This window comes from Bifidobacterium sp. LH_416, from assembly GCF_056357055.1.
Genome location: NZ_JBKEVJ010000001.1, coordinates 642,261 through 658,836, shown reverse-complemented (window position 1 = coordinate 658,836; position 16,576 = coordinate 642,261). Strand labels below are relative to the sequence as shown.

At 56.3% G+C, this 16,576-nt stretch carries 13 protein-coding genes; 7 read left to right on the top strand and 6 right to left on the bottom strand.

Annotated features, from left to right (window positions below):
- Nucleotides 1–55 precede the first annotated feature (55 nt).
- Both truB and ribF read left to right on the top strand, forming a co-directional pair.
- Nucleotides 56–1,165 (top strand): tRNA pseudouridine(55) synthase TruB, encoded by a 1,110-nt coding sequence (gene truB, locus AC1AY0_RS02810; RefSeq protein WP_101625703.1) that lies wholly within the window; start codon nt 56–58, stop codon nt 1,163–1,165.
- A gap of 115 nt (nt 1,166–1,280) precedes the next feature.
- Nucleotides 1,281–2,468: a bifunctional riboflavin kinase/FMN adenylyltransferase gene (ribF, locus tag AC1AY0_RS02805; RefSeq protein WP_476525765.1), complete on the top strand. Its 1,188-nt coding sequence runs from the start codon at nt 1,281–1,283 to the stop codon at nt 2,466–2,468.
- A 71-nt stretch (nt 2,469–2,539) separates the two neighbouring features.
- Here ribF and radA read toward each other — a convergent pair whose 3' ends face one another.
- Nucleotides 2,540–3,985: a DNA repair protein RadA gene (gene radA, locus AC1AY0_RS02800; RefSeq protein ID WP_101625705.1), complete on the bottom strand. Its 1,446-nt coding sequence runs from the start codon at nt 3,983–3,985 to the stop codon at nt 2,540–2,542.
- Nucleotides 3,986–4,133: 148 nt separating this feature from the next.
- Here radA and AC1AY0_RS02795 point away from each other — a divergent pair, with 148 nt between their 5' ends.
- Both AC1AY0_RS02795 and AC1AY0_RS02790 read left to right on the top strand, forming a co-directional pair.
- Nucleotides 4,134–4,763 (top strand): hypothetical protein, encoded by a 630-nt coding sequence (locus AC1AY0_RS02795; RefSeq protein ID WP_033889894.1) that lies wholly within the window; start codon nt 4,134–4,136, stop codon nt 4,761–4,763.
- 116 nt (nt 4,764–4,879) lie between these two features.
- A complete protein-coding gene (locus AC1AY0_RS02790; RefSeq protein ID WP_004268639.1) occupies nt 4,880–4,969 on the top strand; it encodes a 30S ribosomal protein bS22 in 90 nt (29 codons plus the stop codon).
- Between the two features lie 167 nt (nt 4,970–5,136).
- Here AC1AY0_RS02790 and rpiA read toward each other — a convergent pair whose 3' ends face one another.
- From rpiA to AC1AY0_RS02770, 4 genes are all read right to left on the bottom strand, one after another.
- Entirely contained in the window at nt 5,137–5,835 is a 699-nt protein-coding gene (gene rpiA, locus AC1AY0_RS02785) for a ribose-5-phosphate isomerase RpiA (protein ID WP_476525763.1), read from the bottom strand.
- A gap of 171 nt (nt 5,836–6,006) precedes the next feature.
- Nucleotides 6,007–6,960 (bottom strand): ribonuclease H family protein, encoded by a 954-nt coding sequence (locus AC1AY0_RS02780; RefSeq protein ID WP_242689720.1) that lies wholly within the window; start codon nt 6,958–6,960, stop codon nt 6,007–6,009.
- Between the two features lie 180 nt (nt 6,961–7,140).
- The gene (pgm, locus tag AC1AY0_RS02775) at nt 7,141–8,817 is read right to left on the bottom strand and encodes a phosphoglucomutase (alpha-D-glucose-1,6-bisphosphate-dependent) (RefSeq protein WP_476525761.1); all 1,677 of its coding nucleotides are present in this window, start codon (nt 8,815–8,817) and stop codon (nt 7,141–7,143) included.
- A gap of 209 nt (nt 8,818–9,026) precedes the next feature.
- Nucleotides 9,027–10,523 carry a sugar porter family MFS transporter gene (locus AC1AY0_RS02770; RefSeq protein ID WP_476525759.1) on the bottom strand — a complete coding sequence of 499 codons (1,497 nt, stop codon included), beginning with the start codon at nt 10,521–10,523 and terminating at the stop codon, nt 9,027–9,029.
- A gap of 318 nt (nt 10,524–10,841) precedes the next feature.
- Here AC1AY0_RS02770 and AC1AY0_RS02765 point away from each other — a divergent pair, with 318 nt between their 5' ends.
- Nucleotides 10,842–12,968, top strand: a complete 2,127-nt coding sequence (locus AC1AY0_RS02765; protein WP_476525948.1) for a glucose PTS transporter subunit IIA — start codon at nt 10,842–10,844, stop codon at nt 12,966–12,968.
- 18 nt (nt 12,969–12,986) lie between these two features.
- Nucleotides 12,987–13,829, top strand: coding sequence for a PRD domain-containing protein (locus tag AC1AY0_RS02760; protein ID WP_476524455.1), 843 nt, complete (start codon nt 12,987–12,989; stop codon nt 13,827–13,829).
- Between the two features lie 56 nt (nt 13,830–13,885).
- On the opposite strand, the gene AC1AY0_RS02755 is transcribed toward AC1AY0_RS02760, so the two are convergent.
- On the bottom strand, nt 13,886–15,064 hold the full coding sequence (locus AC1AY0_RS02755) for a diacylglycerol/lipid kinase family protein (RefSeq protein WP_476524454.1): 1,179 nt from the start codon (nt 15,062–15,064) through the stop codon (nt 13,886–13,888).
- A gap of 134 nt (nt 15,065–15,198) precedes the next feature.
- Here AC1AY0_RS02755 and serS point away from each other — a divergent pair, with 134 nt between their 5' ends.
- A complete protein-coding gene (serS, locus tag AC1AY0_RS02750) occupies nt 15,199–16,485 on the top strand; it encodes a serine--tRNA ligase (RefSeq protein WP_476524452.1) in 1,287 nt (428 codons plus the stop codon).
- Nucleotides 16,486–16,576: the final 91 nt, after the last annotated feature.

Sequence of the window (16,576 nt, the reverse complement as noted above, 5' to 3'; positions counted from 1 at the left end):
AGGCGAAGAACACCATATCGAGCGAAGCTCGCCTCTGTTCTTGCGAAGGAGAACCATGCCACAATCCACTCCATCCGGCCTGCTTATTATTGACAAGCCGCAGGGTGTGACCAGTTTTGATGCGGTGGCCGCAGTACGTGGCGCACTGCATATCAAAAAAGTAGGCCATGCGGGCACGCTTGACCCTATGGCCACTGGTGCGTTGGTGATTGCATTCGGTCATGCTACGCGCTTATTGAACGCGATTGTGGCACACGATAAAACCTATGAGGCTACGATTCGCCTTGGCCTCGGTACCACTACCGATGACGCCGAAGGCGAATTGGTGCATGCGGCTGCTTCTACTGATGTGCAAGGTCTTACTGAATCACTGATTCGTGAGACGATCGAGAGTCGTTTCACAGGTGATATTGAACAAGTGCCAAATACCTTCTCCGCCATCAAAATCGATGGCAAGCGAGCTTACGATTTGGCTCGTGAAGGCAAGGACGTGGAGTTGAAGGCCAGGCCGGTGACGATAGGTGAGTTTACGGTTTTGGCCGTTCGCCGAGGCTTCGTACCGGGCAAATGCGCTGGTGAACCACTTATGCAAGCCGAGACGAACATGCCTTCCGGCATGGTTCCAGTAGTGGATGTCGATGTTCGAGTCAGTTGTTCGTCCGGCACATATATCCGTGCGCTGGCCCGTGACTTGGGTGCTGAACTTGGCGTAGGCGGACATTTGATTCGTTTGCGTCGCACACGAGTCGGTAGGTTCGCGTTGCCGGACGATACGAGCGGGCTGATTAGTGATAGCGCCATGAGCGAAACTCATACACATACGATTACTGCCCATACGGAGTCGAAAACATTCACCACTCGCGAAGGCGAAACCATCACTCGTAGTAAATGCGTGTTGGATACTCCCGCTGAGTTATCTGGTGATGATCGCCGTACTTGGTTGCTGGATCATGCTCTGACGATGGAACAAGCCGCTCGAGGCGCTATGCCGGCATTGGATATCACCACCGAGGAGGCTGCGGAACTGCGGTTCGGACGCCGCATCGAGCGCACCATCAGCGAACCTACGGCCGCCATTGTTCCGCAGACTCATGATGTAGTGGCAATTGTTGAGCGAGCCAATGCGCATCAGGCGAAGCCCGCTACCGTATTCCCCATCGCGTAAAGTAGACGCGGTTAGTTTGATGCTTCGGGCTCCTCTTTATGAGGGAAGCGATCACGCGAAAGCGTGACCGCACAACATGTACGGCCCAGTTTGAATAAAAGGAATCCTACGAGATATGGAAATTACTTATCTGACTCCGGATGAACAGGGCGAAGTCGCTTGGCCCTCGTTCGATAACGATAAGAAGGCCGTGGTGACGCTCGGTGCGTTCGACGGCATGCATCTGGGGCATCAAGCCGTTATCAAGCGTGTAGTGGAGCTTGCCAAGAAACACGATTCATTCTCCGTGGTGATTCTTTTTGAACCGCGCCCGGCTTTTGTGCACGGATGGGCCGCCAAGCACGATGGACAGGAACCTACGGAGGCCAATATCGATGCCGAAGCTTTGACCAGTGTGCATGAGCGTCTGCAGCGTATTGAGCAGCTTGGTGTGGATCATGTGCTTGTGGTCCGTTATACGTTGGCGTTTGCTTCAAAGTCGTACATTTTCTTCCTTGGCCGACTGGTTGGCAAGCTGGGCATGCGCACGCTGGTGCTTGGTCAGGATGCTGCTTTGGGCAAAGACCGTGCAGGCGACATCAAGCATATTGCCAATCTGGCTGCTGGCGCTGGCGTGTTCGAGCTGGATGTGGTGGATGATCGTGGTCCGGGCGAGGTGCGTATTCCCCGTGATTTCAAGCCGCAAATGCCGTCTGAATGGGGGGAGCCGGCCGATCCGCTGGCTGGGCTGAGCAAGGCGGAACGTCGCTCTTGGAGCAAGAAGCATCAAGCCAAGGCCATGCGTGCCTGGAGCTCCACCAATGTGCGCTACCTCTTGGCGCATGGCCGTATTCAGGAAGCTAACGCCATTTTGGGTGCGCCTCATGCCATTGAAGGCGAAGTAGTGCATGGCGAAGAGCGTGGCCGTACCATTGGCTTCCCAACTGCGAACCTTGGCACTGATATCGAAGGCTACATTCCCGTGGACGGCGTATATGCCGGCTGGCTGGTGGATTTGGGCGTGAAAAACGCTGATTCCAGCGAGCGGCCCGAAACCGATGCGTCACCCGAGGAGCAGTCTGCTCGACGCTGGCCGGCCGCCATTTCCATCGGCACCAAGCCCACGTTCAGTGAGAAGACCGGTCTCAACGAACGCGTGGTGGAGTCCTACTGCATCACCGATGATTGGCTTGACCTTTATGGGCACAAGGTGCGCGTGGAATTCACCGGATTCCTCCGCCCACAAGTCAAGTTTGACGGTGTAGATGCACTGACTGTAGAGCTCAAGCGTAACGTTGAGGAAACCAAGCGTCTGACCGCGTAGCGGCCGCCTATGATTCACGCTGAGAAAGGCATATAAGCTGTTGGAGCTGATAATCGTTCCAATAGCTTCTTTTATTTCTTAATGCCTAATGCCTCCAAAGCATCGGTCAGTGTTCCCACCTCAATCAACCGGAGCCCATCGATGTGCACTGGTTTACGCAGCGGAGGAATAACTGCCGTGGTAAAACCCAAACGAGCTGCTTCTCGCAGCCTATATTCCATACGTGGTGCGGGCCTCACCTGACCGGTTAGGGAAATCTCGCCAATCGCGCATGTGGTTTTCGCAATAGGCTTTGCGGTTGCGGCGCTCGCCAACGCGCTCACAATGGCTAAATCCGAGCCGGGTTCTTTAGCCTGCCCTCCGGCGATAGTGGATACGTAGAGGTCATTGGCCAATAGATTGAGCTTGCTGTGACGATATAACACCGCCGTCAGCATGGCAATACGGCTGGGATCCACGCCATTAACCGCTCTGCGAGGCGTAGGCAACACTGATTTGGTTACCAATGCCTGCACTTCGATAGGCAGACTGCGATGACCATCGAGCGTGAACGTCACACAAGTACCTTCTACCGGTGTGGAATCAGTGGTAGAAGGGCCGCCTCCAGACAGGAACAATCCTGATGGATCAGTGACTTCCTCAATACCCTCGCCGCTCATATCAAAACATCCGATCTCATCGGTCGGTCCAAAGCGATTCTTGATTGCGCGCAACATACGGAGCGCTGTTTCGCTATCACCCTCAAATTGGCACACCACATCAACCAAATGCTCAAGCGTGCGTGGGCCAGCAATAGAACCATCCTTGGTTACATGTCCCACTAAAAACACTGGAATATCCAGAGTTTTAGCAGTATCGATAAGCGCGCTTGCCACTTCGCGCACTTGTGTGGAACCGCCTGAAATGCCATCAACCTCTTGAGAGACAATGGTTTGCGCGGAATCAACAATAACCAAAGCCGGCTTGGTTTGTTCAATCAATCCTAACGCGGTGGCCAAATCAGTGGTGGAAGCCAGCAGCAGATTCGGCTCCACGGCGTTGATGCGCGAGGCGCGAAGTCGAACCTGAGCTTGTGATTCCTCGCCGGAAATATACAGCACGGTGTGCGCATTGCTGTTATCAACGCTTGCTACAGCTCTGGCCACATTGCCCGCCGTTTGCAACAGCAGAGTTGATTTGCCGATGCCTGGCTCTCCGGCGATTAATGTCACCGAACCAGGCACCACGCCGCCGCCGAGTACTCGATCGAACTCGCTGAACCCAGTGGATAGCCGCTCCACAGTCTCTGTGCCGATCTCAGTAATGGGTTTTGCTGCTGAACGGGAAGTATCGGCTACGGTAATCGACTGTGTACGCGAGGTGCGGCCGGGGGCTGCCGTTTTGGAACCCGCAGCCGGTCGAGCCTCGTGGAATTCCTCCACGGTGCCCCATTGCCCGCACTCAGGGCATTTGCCATACCACTTCGAGCCGTTCCACCCGCATTCGGAACATACGTATTGCACAGTTGATTTCGCCATGCTTCCACCCTAACGCCGAATATGAGGCGCGGTAAAATTTTTCCCTGCTAGCCCCTCAGGGGATCAATGCTGCGTGAAGATTCCAACAATCGCCGTAATGCTCTTGATATATCGAGCAGCGTCACACGGCTGTGAGAGAATCAAGGGCATGACTAACTCCGAGAATGTTTCGACTACACAATCCCACGGCAAGTTGATCGCAGTCGTCATCGCAGCCGCTGTGGTTATCGTTTTGGCAGTACTTTCGGCGTTCATCTGGCCGGGCTGGGCAATCGTTTCGAAAAACGATACCAACGCTACACAGACCACTCAGCAGCAGTCTACGGATACTGAGCCTACTAAGCCGACCATCGATCCTACCGCTTTGCCGGATGACGCAAGCGAGCTGTTGAAGGCCATGCCGGACAGTGTATTGAACTTTGCTCGTACCAAGGCTGAGGCTTCTACCTCATGGAGCAGTGCTTCCCCTCTTGAGGAATACACGGTGACCTACTCCACTGGGGATACGGCCAAGGATATTACGTTGATTGTGGCCCAGTGGTCCACCGCCGACAATGCCAAGACACAATATGATGCTTTGGCTGCCGCTCAAACTGGCGAAGAACTGGCTTCCGGCAATGTGAAGGTGTCCGGTGACGCAACTGGTTCGTACACCGTCAAGGCTGATGCATCAGATGCTAAGAAAGCTGTGGCCACTTGGCAGAACGATACGGTGGTGTTCCAGGCCAGCGGTAACAAGCAGGCGCTTGAGCGTTTCTACCAGAAGTTCCCGCTGTAAACCGTCTGATGACTCGCTCAACTACGTTGTGCGCCACACAGGTTTTCTCTGTCTGGCAAGACGTGTACTATAGTGCGAGTTGCAACTTTTACGATTAATCGAAATGGAGGCTTCAGATGGGTTCTGTCATCAAGAAGCGCCGCAAGCGGATGAGCAAGAAGAAGCACCGCAAACTGCTGCGTAAGACCCGCCACCAGCGCAAGTAGTCTTACTTAGCGATTTAAGGCATTGAAAACCCCGCGAGCCGTTTGGCTGCGGGGTTTCTTTATCTTCCGTCTGCTGTGCCGAGTAATGCAAAGAGCCGCACCTGCGTTGTGCAGATGCGGCTCTTGGTGTTGCGTCAGCTAGTAGCGGGCATCGCGCCCGCAACGGCTCACTTGTTGGAGTTGGTCATGACGCGCGGACCGTTCGGGTCGCCGACGATGACCTTGTCCACCATGTTGAGGAACAGGCCGTGCTCCACCACGCCAACAGTGGTGATGAGATCCTCGGCCAGCTCCTGCGGATGGTCGATGCGATCCAGGTGTAGATCAACCACGAAGTTGTTCTCGTCGGTGCGCACTTCCTTGCCCTCGGCATCAAGACGCAGCACCGGCTTGTAGCCCTTGGCTTCGAACTTCTTGATGACGTGGCCGGCACCGAACGGAATCACCTCGACCGGCAGCGGGAACTTGCCGATGGTGTCCACAACCTTGGACTCATCCACAATCCAGACGATCTGGTTGGAGTTGGTGGCCACGATCTTCTCCCACAGCAGGGCAGCGCCGCCACCCTTGATGCCGTTGAAGTTCTTGTCCACTTCGTCGGCACCATCGATGGTGATGTCGACGAAGTCCACATCGTCGATGTCCACGATCTTGATGCCGTAGCTCTCAGCCTGAGCCTGGGTGCGGCGGGAGGTGGTCACACCGGTGAACTCCAGGCCTTCCTCCTGATGGCGGCGGCCAAGCTCGTCCACCAGGAACTTCACGGTGGAGCCGGTGCCGAGGCCTGCGATCATGCCATCCTGAATGAGCTTGGCGGCTTCGATGCCGGCGGCCTTCTTCAGCGCGTCCTGCTGAGCCTTATCCATGAGTTGTTCTCCTTTGTTTTCTCTGGGGTCAACCGTATGTATTAACGGTGTAAAGCCTTCTCTCTTATCCTAACGCGGATGAGCGAATTTGTGCCCTCGTGTCCGTTTCCTATGCGTATGCGTGCGGCTGTGTGATGTGAGATTTATCGCAGAGTCGCACACATGGGAAGCTTATTTGCGGAAGAAGGGTGCATTAGTGATAGTCAGATTCCCATCGCCGTCTACATAGCCTTCAATCGCAATGGTGCCAGAGATTGGCATCGGCTGACCGTTGAAGTACGGGCTGGTCTTTGGCGCGGGGGAGAAGATTAGGTTGCCGGAGACGGTAAGTCCGCTTGGTGTTGCTGAGCGTGATGCTACAGAAGCTGCTGGTGTGCTGTGTTCTGCTGTGATGGCTACCTGTGCAGCATCAGTCTCTTCTGCTGGTGCATCTGCCGCCGGCTTGGCAGTGGAACCGCTAAAGTCCAAATCCGGTACGCCCTCAGGCTCGCTCAGTAGGTCAGCGATTGATTGCTTTCGTGTGGTTGGTTCCTGTGATCCGGCACCGGCAGAAGGTGATGAGCCGGTTTCAGGTTTGCGCAGATCAGCCGCGTCAGCCTTACCATCCAACACCAGCTGTACATCAGGTGGAACATCAGTGCCATGCGCATATTCAGAATTCAGCAGCGACTGCCAGCCTTCAATCGGCAGATATCCATCGCGTGCACCCGAACGGCAGTCACCAGCGTATGTTCGAGCCAATTCGTCTACCAGCTCGTTGCCGGCGTTGCCAGCATGACCTTTAACCCATTTGAAATTCACAGGTCCCGGCCTGCGTGAAATCTCAGCGTCAATTGCTTTGATCAGCTCTACATTCTTGACCGGCTTCTTCTGTGAATTCTTCCAACCGTTGCGCTTCCAACCCTTCACCCAAGTGGTGGAGCAGTTGATCGCATACTGTGAATCGGATTCGATGAGCAGCGGTTCGGAACCGGGGTGCGCTCGCAGTGCTTCAAGCACCGCGCACAACTCGCCGATTTGATTCGTGCCGTTTGTGGCGCCGCCTGCATCATAGCCATGCTCGTCATGCTCGTGGCCAGGTGTGCCGCCTGCATTCTTCGCATGGTCGGCCCACGCCCACCCCATTGGACCATTAGGATTGCCCAACGCGCTTCCGTCTGTAGATACGGTAATAGTCATGTGCCCACACTATCGCATAGGGCGTCGGATGCGGCTGATGCGTTGTGAGAATGCTCGCAACAGTAAAAGGGCGTTGGACTGTGAATCACAATCCAACGCCCTAACGCTCTAGGATTTAGCGGGACATCACTCGCTCAGAGCCTTATCGACCACGAGCTTGGCCTCGTCGAGCACCTTGTCGAGAGCTTCAGGGCTCTCGAAGGACTCGGCGTACACCTTGTAGATGTTCTCGGTGCCGGAAGGACGGGCTGCGAACCAGTTGTCCTTGGTGGTGACCTTCAGACCACCGATCTTGGCGTGGTTACCAGGAGCTTCGGTGAGCTTGGCGGTGATGTCTTCGCCGGCAAGCTGGGTGGCAGTTACATCGTCACCGGTGAGCTTGGCGAACTTCTGCTTCTGCTCAAGGGTGGTCGGGGTGTCAACGCGCTTGTACCAGGATTCGCCGAAGCGAGCCACCTGATCCTTGTGCAGTTCAGCCGGGTTCTTGCCAGTCTTGGCGGTGATCTCAGCTGCCAGCAGGTCAGGAATCAGACCATCCTTATCGGTGGTCCACACGCGGCCGTCACGACGCAGGAAGCTCATGCCGGAGCTTTCCTCGCCGCCGAAGGCAACCTCACCGGTGAACAGCGGGTCAACGAACCACTTGAAGCCGACCGGAACCTCGACCAGCTTGGCGTTGATGGAAGCGGCCACGCGGTCAATCAGGGAGGAGGAGACCAGTGTCTTGCCGATGCCGGCGCCAGCAGGCCAATCCGGGCGATTGCCGCCGAACAGGTATTCCACAACCACAGCGATGTAGTGGTTCGGGTTCATAACGCCCCAGTTCGGGCAGACAATGCCGTGACGATCAGCATCCGGGTCAGTGCCGCCAACCAGATCGTACTTATCCCAAGCGCCGGCGTTGAGCTCATCAACCAAGCCCTTCATGGCGTACGGGGAAGACGGATCCATGCGGATCTTGCCATCGTGATCGATGGTCATGAAGCGCCAGGTCGGATCGACCTCAGGGCGCACGACGCCGATGTTCAGGCCGTACTTCTCGTTGATGAGCGGCCAGTAGTTCACGGAAGCGCCGCCGAGCGGGTCGATGCCGAGGCGCACGCCGGAGTTGCGGATCACATCGAAGTCGATGACGTTCTTCAGATCGTCAACGTAGTGCTCGCGGAAGTCGAAGCCCTCGACGTACTCGGACTTGATGGCTTCCTCGTAAGGCACGCGCTTGATGTTCTTGTAGTCGCCGAGCAGCTCGTTGGCGCGAGCGGCGATGGCGTTGGTGGTCTCAGCCGGAGCCGGGCCGCCGGTGACCGGGTCGTACTTGAAGCCACCATCGGTCGGCGGGTTGTGGGACGGGGTGACGACGATACCGTCGGCAAGGCCCTCGCCCTCAAAGCGCTGGGTGCCGTCGGCCGCGCGGTTGTGGGTCAGGATGGCCTGAGAAACCACAGGGGTCGGCACGAAATCATCGCGGGAATCGACGCGAACGTGCACGCCGTTGGCCACGAGCACTTCGATGGCGGTCTTCTTGGCCGGGCCGGAGAGCGCGTGGGTGTCGGAGCCGAGGTACAGCGGGCCGGTGACGCCGGCCTTCTTGCGGTATTCGGCGATGGCCTGGGAGATGGCGATGATGTGAGCCTCGTTGAACGAGGTCTTCAGGGACGATCCGCGGTGGCCGGAGGTGCCGAAGATGACACGCTGCTCCGGAACGGACGGATCGGGGACAAGGTCATAGTACTTGCCGATGACCTCATCGACGTTGATCAGATCTGCTGGGGTGGCGGGTAAGCCCGCATTTTTTGCTACCATGCTTCCCTATTGTGCCACGGATTTCAACGTTTTGGGCGAAGCTATGTTAAGAGTTGTCAACTTCTGTGCGAATGGCGAAAAAAGAGGCGGTGACATGCGGCCGAGAAGCGCCAACTTCCTCTGCAAAACATGGCAAAAATAAGTAATGCCGGTACTGCATCCCGAAATAATCGAGGCAATACCGGCTATCAGCTAATGGTGATAAGGAATCAGTGGCGGGATATTTCCTTCTCGATTTCCTCCAGCGACTTGCCCTTGGTCTCAGGCACGAAGCGCAGCACGAACGGGATGGAGAGCGCGGCGAACACGCCGAAGATGGCGAACGGGCCACCTACGTTGTTGCCGAACGCGTCGAGCAGCACGAGGAAGAACTGGGAGACGATGAAGTTGCCCAGCCAGTTGGCGGCGGAGCCGAAGGAGGAGCCGATGCCGCGCACGGACAGCGGGAAGATCTCACCGATCAGCACCCAGGCGATCGGACCCCAGGAGATGGCGAAACCGAGGATATAGAAGGCGATCAGAATCATGGTCGGCACGGCGAGCACAGCAACGTCGCCCACGAAGTTCATCACAGCGAGAATGGCCAGGGAAACGGTCATCACGATGGATCCGAAGATCAGCATGCCCTTGCGTGGGAACTTGTCCATGATCATGGTGGCCACGATGGTGGAGACGAAGTTCACCACGCCGATGCCCACGGAAACCCAGATGGCGTCTGCTTCAGGGAAGCCGAAGCCCTTGATGAACACCTGCGGCAGGAAGTAGATCACGGAGTTGATGCCAACGAGCTGCTGGAAGAGCATGATGCCGATGGCAGCGATGAGTGCCGGGCGGGCGATGCGGAACAGTTCGCGCACGCCACCCTTGGTGTCCTGGGCGGCGACAGCCTTGATTTCGTCGAGCTCGAGCTGCACCTGTGCCTGATCAACATCCTTGCGAATCAGGGTCAGCACCTTGAATGCGTTGCGCTCGTCACCCTTATTCACCAAGTAACGCGGGGATTCCGGCAGCAGAATACCACCGATGAGCAGCAGTGCGGCCGGCACTAGTGCGGAACCGAGCATCCAACGCCAATCACGGGCGCCGAGCAGATTGTGGCCCAGGAAGCCGAGGTTGGATGCATAGGCCAGCAGAATGCCGAACGTGATCATGAGCTGGAACAGCGTGGAAAGCGAGCCGCGGCGCTCCTTCGGCGCGAGCTCAGCCAGGTAAGCCGGAGTCAAAGCGGAGGCGGCACCCACGGCAAGACCCAGGATGATGCGTGCGGCAACCATCATCAGGAAGCCGGTGGAAGTAGCGCACATGCCGGAACCGATGAGGAACAGGATGGCGGAAACAATAAGCAGCTTCTTGCGGCCGAACTTATCGGACAATGCGCCGATGGACAGTGCGCCAGCGCAGGAGCCAATCAACACGGACGAGGTGATAAAGCCGGTCTGGGAAACGCTTAGACCGAAGTCGGATTCAATCAGCGGGGAAGCGCCGGAAATAATACCGGTGTCGAAGCCGAAGAGCATGCCGCCCAATGCGCCGAATGTGAAAATAAACGAGCTGTTGAGCGGGAAACGAGAGGAGAATCCGCGTGATTCTGCGGCTTCAATGGTCTCGATAGTGTTCGTTGCAATATTTGCCACAGTGCTAGCGCCCTGTTCGATGGCTTCGGTTGCAGCCTGCGTTGCTGCTGCCGGTGTGGTTGCCGTCGTCATGTCCTGTTCCTTTCATCGCCATTGACGGGCACGCTCGCCGTGCCCCTGTGCCGCGTGCAGTTGGCTCCGATTGCCACATGTTGCTTGAAAACAAAAAAGACCTGGAACAATGTGGAACATGCATATGCCAAATCCATAATGATTTGGGTACGCAAATTCCACATCACTCCAGGTCTTGCCTCGTTTCCAAGTAACAACCCTGCTACGCAACGTGTGAAGAAAAGAATACGACTTTTCTTACCGCGACACTCCGAAGCGTCGCATTTTTTGCAAACGTTTGTTGTCTGACGAATTCGTCAAATGGACAACGTGGAACCAATGCGGGACAATGGCGGGAACCGTGGAAGAGGAGGGGCTGTGAACGCTGCAGTTGGTGAGCCAGTATCACTGGCCTCGCAGATTATCGACGCTCTTGGTGGTGTGGGCAATATTCAGGAGCTCACCCATTGTGCCACGCGACTGCATGTCACCTTGGTCGACGCATCGCAAACCAATGCGCACCGCATTGAATCCATTCCAGGCGTACTGGGTGCATTCCCGCGTGGCAGCAATCGTTATCAAATCATCATTGGCGGCGCAGTGGCTGCGGTATATGAACGCATGATAAGCATAATGAGCATGCGTGCGGCGCACTCGCCCAGTGCAACAGTGTCTGCTGCTTTGCCTCCTGCCGACTCGCAGCAAGCGCAGTCTCAGAAGCAGACCCAGCCGCAGCAATCTGCTGAATTCCAAGTGCCTCGTTCTCCGCGCGCATGGATTAGCGCCATTCTTGACTATGTTTCCGATTCCTTCCGACCGTTACTAGGCGTGCTGCTGGGTGCATCTATTGTCATAGCATTGGCAAACGTTGCAGTGGCCCTTGGTCTGATTCCGGATGGCAACACTGCCGATGGCTGGAAGGCGCTCAAAGCAATCTGGGAAGTCATGTTCGTGATGCTGCCGATCATGATCGCCACGAATGCCTCGCGCAAACTGAATGTGGATCCTTGGCTCGGCGGCGCAATCATGTCGGCTCTACTGGCTCCACAGTTGGCCGGTATGACCGGCGATGTCACGGTATTCGGCGTCCGCGTGCCGATTCATGACTACAGCGGCAGCATTGTTGTGCCGTTGCTTATGGTGGCTGTGCTGGGACTGATTTACCACGGTTTGAAGCGGGTGATTCCCGACAGTGTGCAATTGGTGTTTGTGCCGTTCATCTCGCTGGTTGCAGTCTATCTGCTGTCTGTGCTGCTGATTGGTCCGCTGGGTGTGTGGCTTGGGAATGGCTTGGGAACAGGCATCGCCTGGCTGAATGCGCATGTGCCATTCCTTTTCGCCTTGTGTATTCCGATGCTCTACCCGTTCTTGGTGCCGCTGGGATTGCACTGGCCATTGAACGCATTGATGCTGATGAACATTCAGACTTTGGGGTACGACTTCGTCCAAGGCCCGATGGGCGTATGGAATTTCGCCTGTTTTGGGGCGACCGCTGGCGTGCTGGTGCTCGCGATTCGCGATAAGGATTCAGCGATGCGGCAAACTTCGCTCAGCGCGTTGCTCGCCGGTTTGCTCGGCGGCGTTTCCGAACTCAGCCTGTATGGGATTCACTTGCAGCATCGACGCATTTACCGCTGGCTGCTCGTCGGTTGTGCGGCAGGCGGTTTATCAAGTGCAGTGCTGAGCTGGCTGTTTCCCTCCGTATTGGCTTCCGGTCAGGTGATTCACGGGGTGACGACTACAGCATTCGCGTTCTCTTCGCTGCTGACCATCCCTGTGTTCAATCGTGCCTGGGTGTACGCGATTTCGATTGCAGTCGCATTCGCTGTAGCGATGATTCTGGTGATCGTTTGCGGTTATCGCGCACCGCAAGGTGTGAGGCAGCACAGCGCAGAGGAGTCCAGCGATACCGAGTCTGGAGATTCCTCTACTCCGATTGCGGGAGCTACTGGAGAAAGCGCCGGCATTGCCGCTCAGTCTATTTCCCATGCAGTAGTTGCCCCGATTGCTGGCACGGTTATTGACTTGAATGCAGTAGGCGATCCAGTGTTTGCGTCCAAAGCACTTGGCGAAGGTGTGGGCATCATGCCGGATGATTCCGGCACGTCTGGCATGGCGACAGTGCACGCTCCAGTAAGCGGCATATTGAAAACCGTGGCAAAAACGGGCCATGCATTCGGTATCAAAACCGAGGATGGCGTGGAAGTGCTGGTGCATGTGGGGCTTGACACCGTGGACATGAACGGTGAAGGATTCGCGGTACATGCGGCAAAAGGCGATCGTGTTGCGGCCGGGCAACCATTGTTGGATGTGGATATCTCCGCCATCGTGCGTGCCGGGCATAATCCGGTGACAGTGGTGACAGTAGTCAATACATCAGCGATGACTTCGGTAACTCCGTTGGTATCCAATCGTGAGCTGCGCAAAGTGGCCGCTGGAGAACCTATTATCGATGTAGAACGGTAAGCGGAAGGGAGGTGCGTCATGGAAATACTGAGAGTATTCAACAATAATGTGGTGCTCGCCAAAGATGGCGATGGCGGTGAAGTAATTCTGACCGGCCGTGGATTGGGATTCCAGGCCAAGCCTGGTCAGAGCGTTGACGAATCAAAAATCGTGCGCACCTTTGTGCCATCGGACGGCCGCGACCCGGATCATTTGGCGCAGATGCTTTCCGATATCGACCCTGAAATCATTCGCATAGTAGTCACTGCGATGAAGGAAGCCGGGCTAGGGGAGCGCGAAATCGGCAGTACCACACTGGTTATGGCACTATCTGATCACATCGCCGGTGCGATTGCACGACTCAAGCGAGGTATTACCGTCGAATATCCACTGGTCGGAGAGGTCAGCAACCTCTATCCAAAGGAATATGAGCAGGGCCAGGTACTGCTGCAGAAGCTGAATAGTAAGCTGGCCGCTCCACTGCCGGCTGGTGAAGCGACTTCATTGGCTATGCATTTGGTGAACGCTGGTTTTGCTACCGGGGATTTGACGTACACGTATACGATGACCGGCGTAATCCAACAGATGCTTGACATTATCGAGCATGCGTATGGGCTGAAATTAGACCGCGAATCAGTGAATGTGGGGCGATTTATCACCCATTTGCGGTACCTGTTCATCCGTATTCATCAGCAGAAGCAGCTTACGGATGAGCCGGCACCAATAGTTGCGGCGATTCGTGAAGCCTATCCGGAAGCCTTGCGCTGTGCCTCAACCATCGGCCGGCTTCTGGAACTTCGTCTGGACGCCGACGTGAGCGACGACGAAGTGGCCTACCTCGCCATGCACGTAGCTCGAGTCACCGCCGACGCGCGTTCCTGATTTCTGGCTCCCCTTGTCAGAGGAGCTGGCGGTGAAGCTGTCTGAGGGGTAGTGCCCTACTTCACCGGCTCTAAAATACTCGTTGTCTCCGCAAAATCAGACGTAGCATTCGCGGCCGCAGCTTGTGCAGTCTTGAGCGTGGAGGCATCCGGTACACGCACAATCAACGCCCGCTGATCCACTGCGAAACGAATGTGCCTGGTTTCCGGCAGCATATCGCCATCCACCTGAGCCTTAGCCGGCTTCTCCAGCGTAATTTCCGCAGTAATACCCTGCACCTGCTCCACCGTGGAATTGGTAGACAACGGGTTCTGCTCCGGCTTGCCAGTAATGGTTTGATGCACTACGTCGCCGAACAGGTTTGCCCAGCCAAGAATGCCGCCAGTGGTATCGATGATTTCAAAGTCAAGAATGCCATCGTCATACGAGGCTGCCGGCATCAGAGAAAACACAGGAATCTGACCGCAGTTGCCGGCCATAATCGTGCGAAAATCAAGGTTTCTAATGGAGTGAGTGGAACCATCAGCGCTGGTGATAGTCAGATCACCACGGAACTTTGGAGCAAAGAGATTCTTAATACCGCCCACGAAGTATGCAAGCCAGCTGATATTAGCCTTCAAAGCAGGGTCAGTGTCATCGATCATGGCCGCGTCGAATCCAATGCCAGCGATGATGAGGAAGGCATGGCCATGATCATCTTCAGGATGATCCAGCAAATGGAGTCGGCCCATATCCACCAAGCGAGAGCCGTGCGAAGTGGCCACGGTCAAAGCCGCATCAATATCATCTACAGGAATGCCCATATTGCGGGCGAATAAATTGCCGGTGCCAATCGGAATAATGCCAAGTGCATGACCGGTACCGGACACCGCGCTCGCCACCGTGCGCACAGTGCCGTCGCCGCCGACTGCAATCACCACATCAGCGCCATCTTCGAGGGCTTCCAAAGCGCAGGCGCGGCCATCCTTATCGAGCTGCGTATCGTAGAAACGAATACGATTCAAGCCTTTGGAGCGGCAGAACTCTTGAATATGCAGACGCTGAGTGGCGGCCTGAGGCTTGGACGGGTTGATAACGAAGGCGTATTGCACTTCGTCATCCCTACGCTTTTCCAGTGTCAAGGCAAGACGGCGGCGGCGCTCAGCGCGGACGGCCAGCACTATGGCTGCAATGAACGCCGCAAGGATGAGCACTGCAACGATGACGATGATCACTGTGGAAGCGGTTTGAGACATGACTCCTATTTGTAGTGGCAGATTGATTGTTGCGTCTAATGCCACGCCGTTCGTGAACATTTCCTGCACGGTTAGTGAGATTAATGGGGTAAATAGGCTGTTGCGTGTCGGCTTACGGCGGTAGTGTTGGGCGCATGCTTGATATTCAATTCATCCGTGAACATACTGATATCGTCAAGGAATCCCAGCGCAAGCGCGGCGAGTCCGTGGAACTCGTTGATGAGGTTCTTTCCTCCGATACCGCACGTCGTGAGGCGCTGAAGGCTTTTGAAGAGGCTCGCGCCCAGCAGAAGGAAATCGGCAAGAAGGTTGCCGCAGCTCCGGCAGAAGAAAAGGCCAAGCTGATTGCCGAAACCAAGGAACTCTCCCAGAAGGTTGCCGAATACAAGTCCGCTGCGGACTCCGCTGCCGAGGAATACACCACCGCCATGTGGAAGCTCTCCAACATCGTGGAGCCGGAAGCTCCCGAAGGCGGCGAGGATGATTACGTGGTGGTCAAGAAGGTTGGCCAGATTCGTGACTTCGCAGCTGAAGGCTTCGAACCGAAGGATCATCTGACTCTCGGCACTGAAGTTGCCGGTATCGATATGCGTCGTGGTGTGAAGGTTGGCGGCTCCCGCTTCTACTTCCTTCGCGGTGCTGTGGCTCGTATGCAGATCGCCATGCTGACCATGGCTGTGGATCAGGCTGAAGAGCACGGTTTCGTGCTGGCCATCACCCCGACGCTGGTGCGTCCTGAAGTGATGCGCGGCACTGGCTTTTTGAACTCCCACGCCGATGAGATTTACCGTCTGCGTGAACCTGATGAGCAGTATCTGGTCGGTACTTCCGAAGTGGCTCTGGCCGGCATGCACGAGAACGAGATTCTCGACCTCGGCAACGGCCCGCTGCGTTACTGCGGTTGGAGCTCCTGCTACCGCCGTGAGGCTGGCGCTGCTGGCAAGGACACTTCCGGCATCATCCGCGTCCACCAGTTCGACAAGGTGGAAATGTTCGTCTACGCCAAGCAGGAGGACTCCTACAAGGAGCATGAGCACCTGCTGGCTATGGAGCAGGAAATGCTCGCCAAGGTCGAGGTGCCGTACCGCATCATCGATACCGCTGCCGGCGACCTCGGTTCCTCCGCAGCCCGTAAGTTCGATTGCGAGGCTTGGGTGCCGACTCAGGGCCGTTACCGTGAGCTGACCTCCACCTCCAACTGCACCGAGTACCAGGCTCGCCGCCTGAACATCCGCGAACGCATGGAAGACGGCGGCACCCGCCCGGTTTCCACGCTGAACGGCACGCTGGCCACCACCCGTTGGCTGGTCGCCATCCTTGAGAACCACCAGCAGAAGGATGGCTCCATCGAGATTCCGAAGGCCATGCGTCCGTACATGGGCGGCAAGGAAGTCATCGAGCCCACTAAATGGGAGGCCTGATTTCATTAGGCCTGCTGTTTCCCTGCGACGCGCGCGACGCTATCGCTGCACGCTGCTACGGACACTCCACTGGACTGTCCGTCACATGGAA

Coding starts and splice junctions, on each gene's coding strand:
- AC1AY0_RS02780 (WP_242689720.1), bottom strand. CDS start 6,960: ATGGGGTGGGCGTGGGCCGACCATGCGAAGAATGCAGGCGGCACACCT.
- AC1AY0_RS02765 (WP_476525948.1), top strand. CDS start 10,842: ATGCGGGACAATGGCGGGAACCGTGGAAGAGGAGGGGCTGTGAACGCT.
- rpiA (WP_476525763.1), bottom strand. CDS start 5,835: ATGGATAAGGCTCAGCAGGACGCGCTGAAGAAGGCCGCCGGCATCGAA.
- AC1AY0_RS02790 (WP_004268639.1), top strand. CDS start 4,880: ATGGGTTCTGTCATCAAGAAGCGCCGCAAGCGGATGAGCAAGAAGAAG.
- AC1AY0_RS02770 (WP_476525759.1), bottom strand. CDS start 10,523: ATGACGACGGCAACCACACCGGCAGCAGCAACGCAGGCTGCAACCGAA.
- pgm (WP_476525761.1), bottom strand. CDS start 8,817: ATGGTAGCAAAAAATGCGGGCTTACCCGCCACCCCAGCAGATCTGATC.
- AC1AY0_RS02760 (WP_476524455.1), top strand. CDS start 12,987: ATGGAAATACTGAGAGTATTCAACAATAATGTGGTGCTCGCCAAAGAT.
- serS (WP_476524452.1), top strand. CDS start 15,199: ATGCTTGATATTCAATTCATCCGTGAACATACTGATATCGTCAAGGAA.
- AC1AY0_RS02795 (WP_033889894.1), top strand. CDS start 4,134: ATGACTAACTCCGAGAATGTTTCGACTACACAATCCCACGGCAAGTTG.
- ribF (WP_476525765.1), top strand. CDS start 1,281: ATGGAAATTACTTATCTGACTCCGGATGAACAGGGCGAAGTCGCTTGG.
- radA (WP_101625705.1), bottom strand. CDS start 3,985: ATGGCGAAATCAACTGTGCAATACGTATGTTCCGAATGCGGGTGGAAC.
- truB (WP_101625703.1), top strand. CDS start 56: ATGCCACAATCCACTCCATCCGGCCTGCTTATTATTGACAAGCCGCAG.
- AC1AY0_RS02755 (WP_476524454.1), bottom strand. CDS start 15,064: ATGTCTCAAACCGCTTCCACAGTGATCATCGTCATCGTTGCAGTGCTC.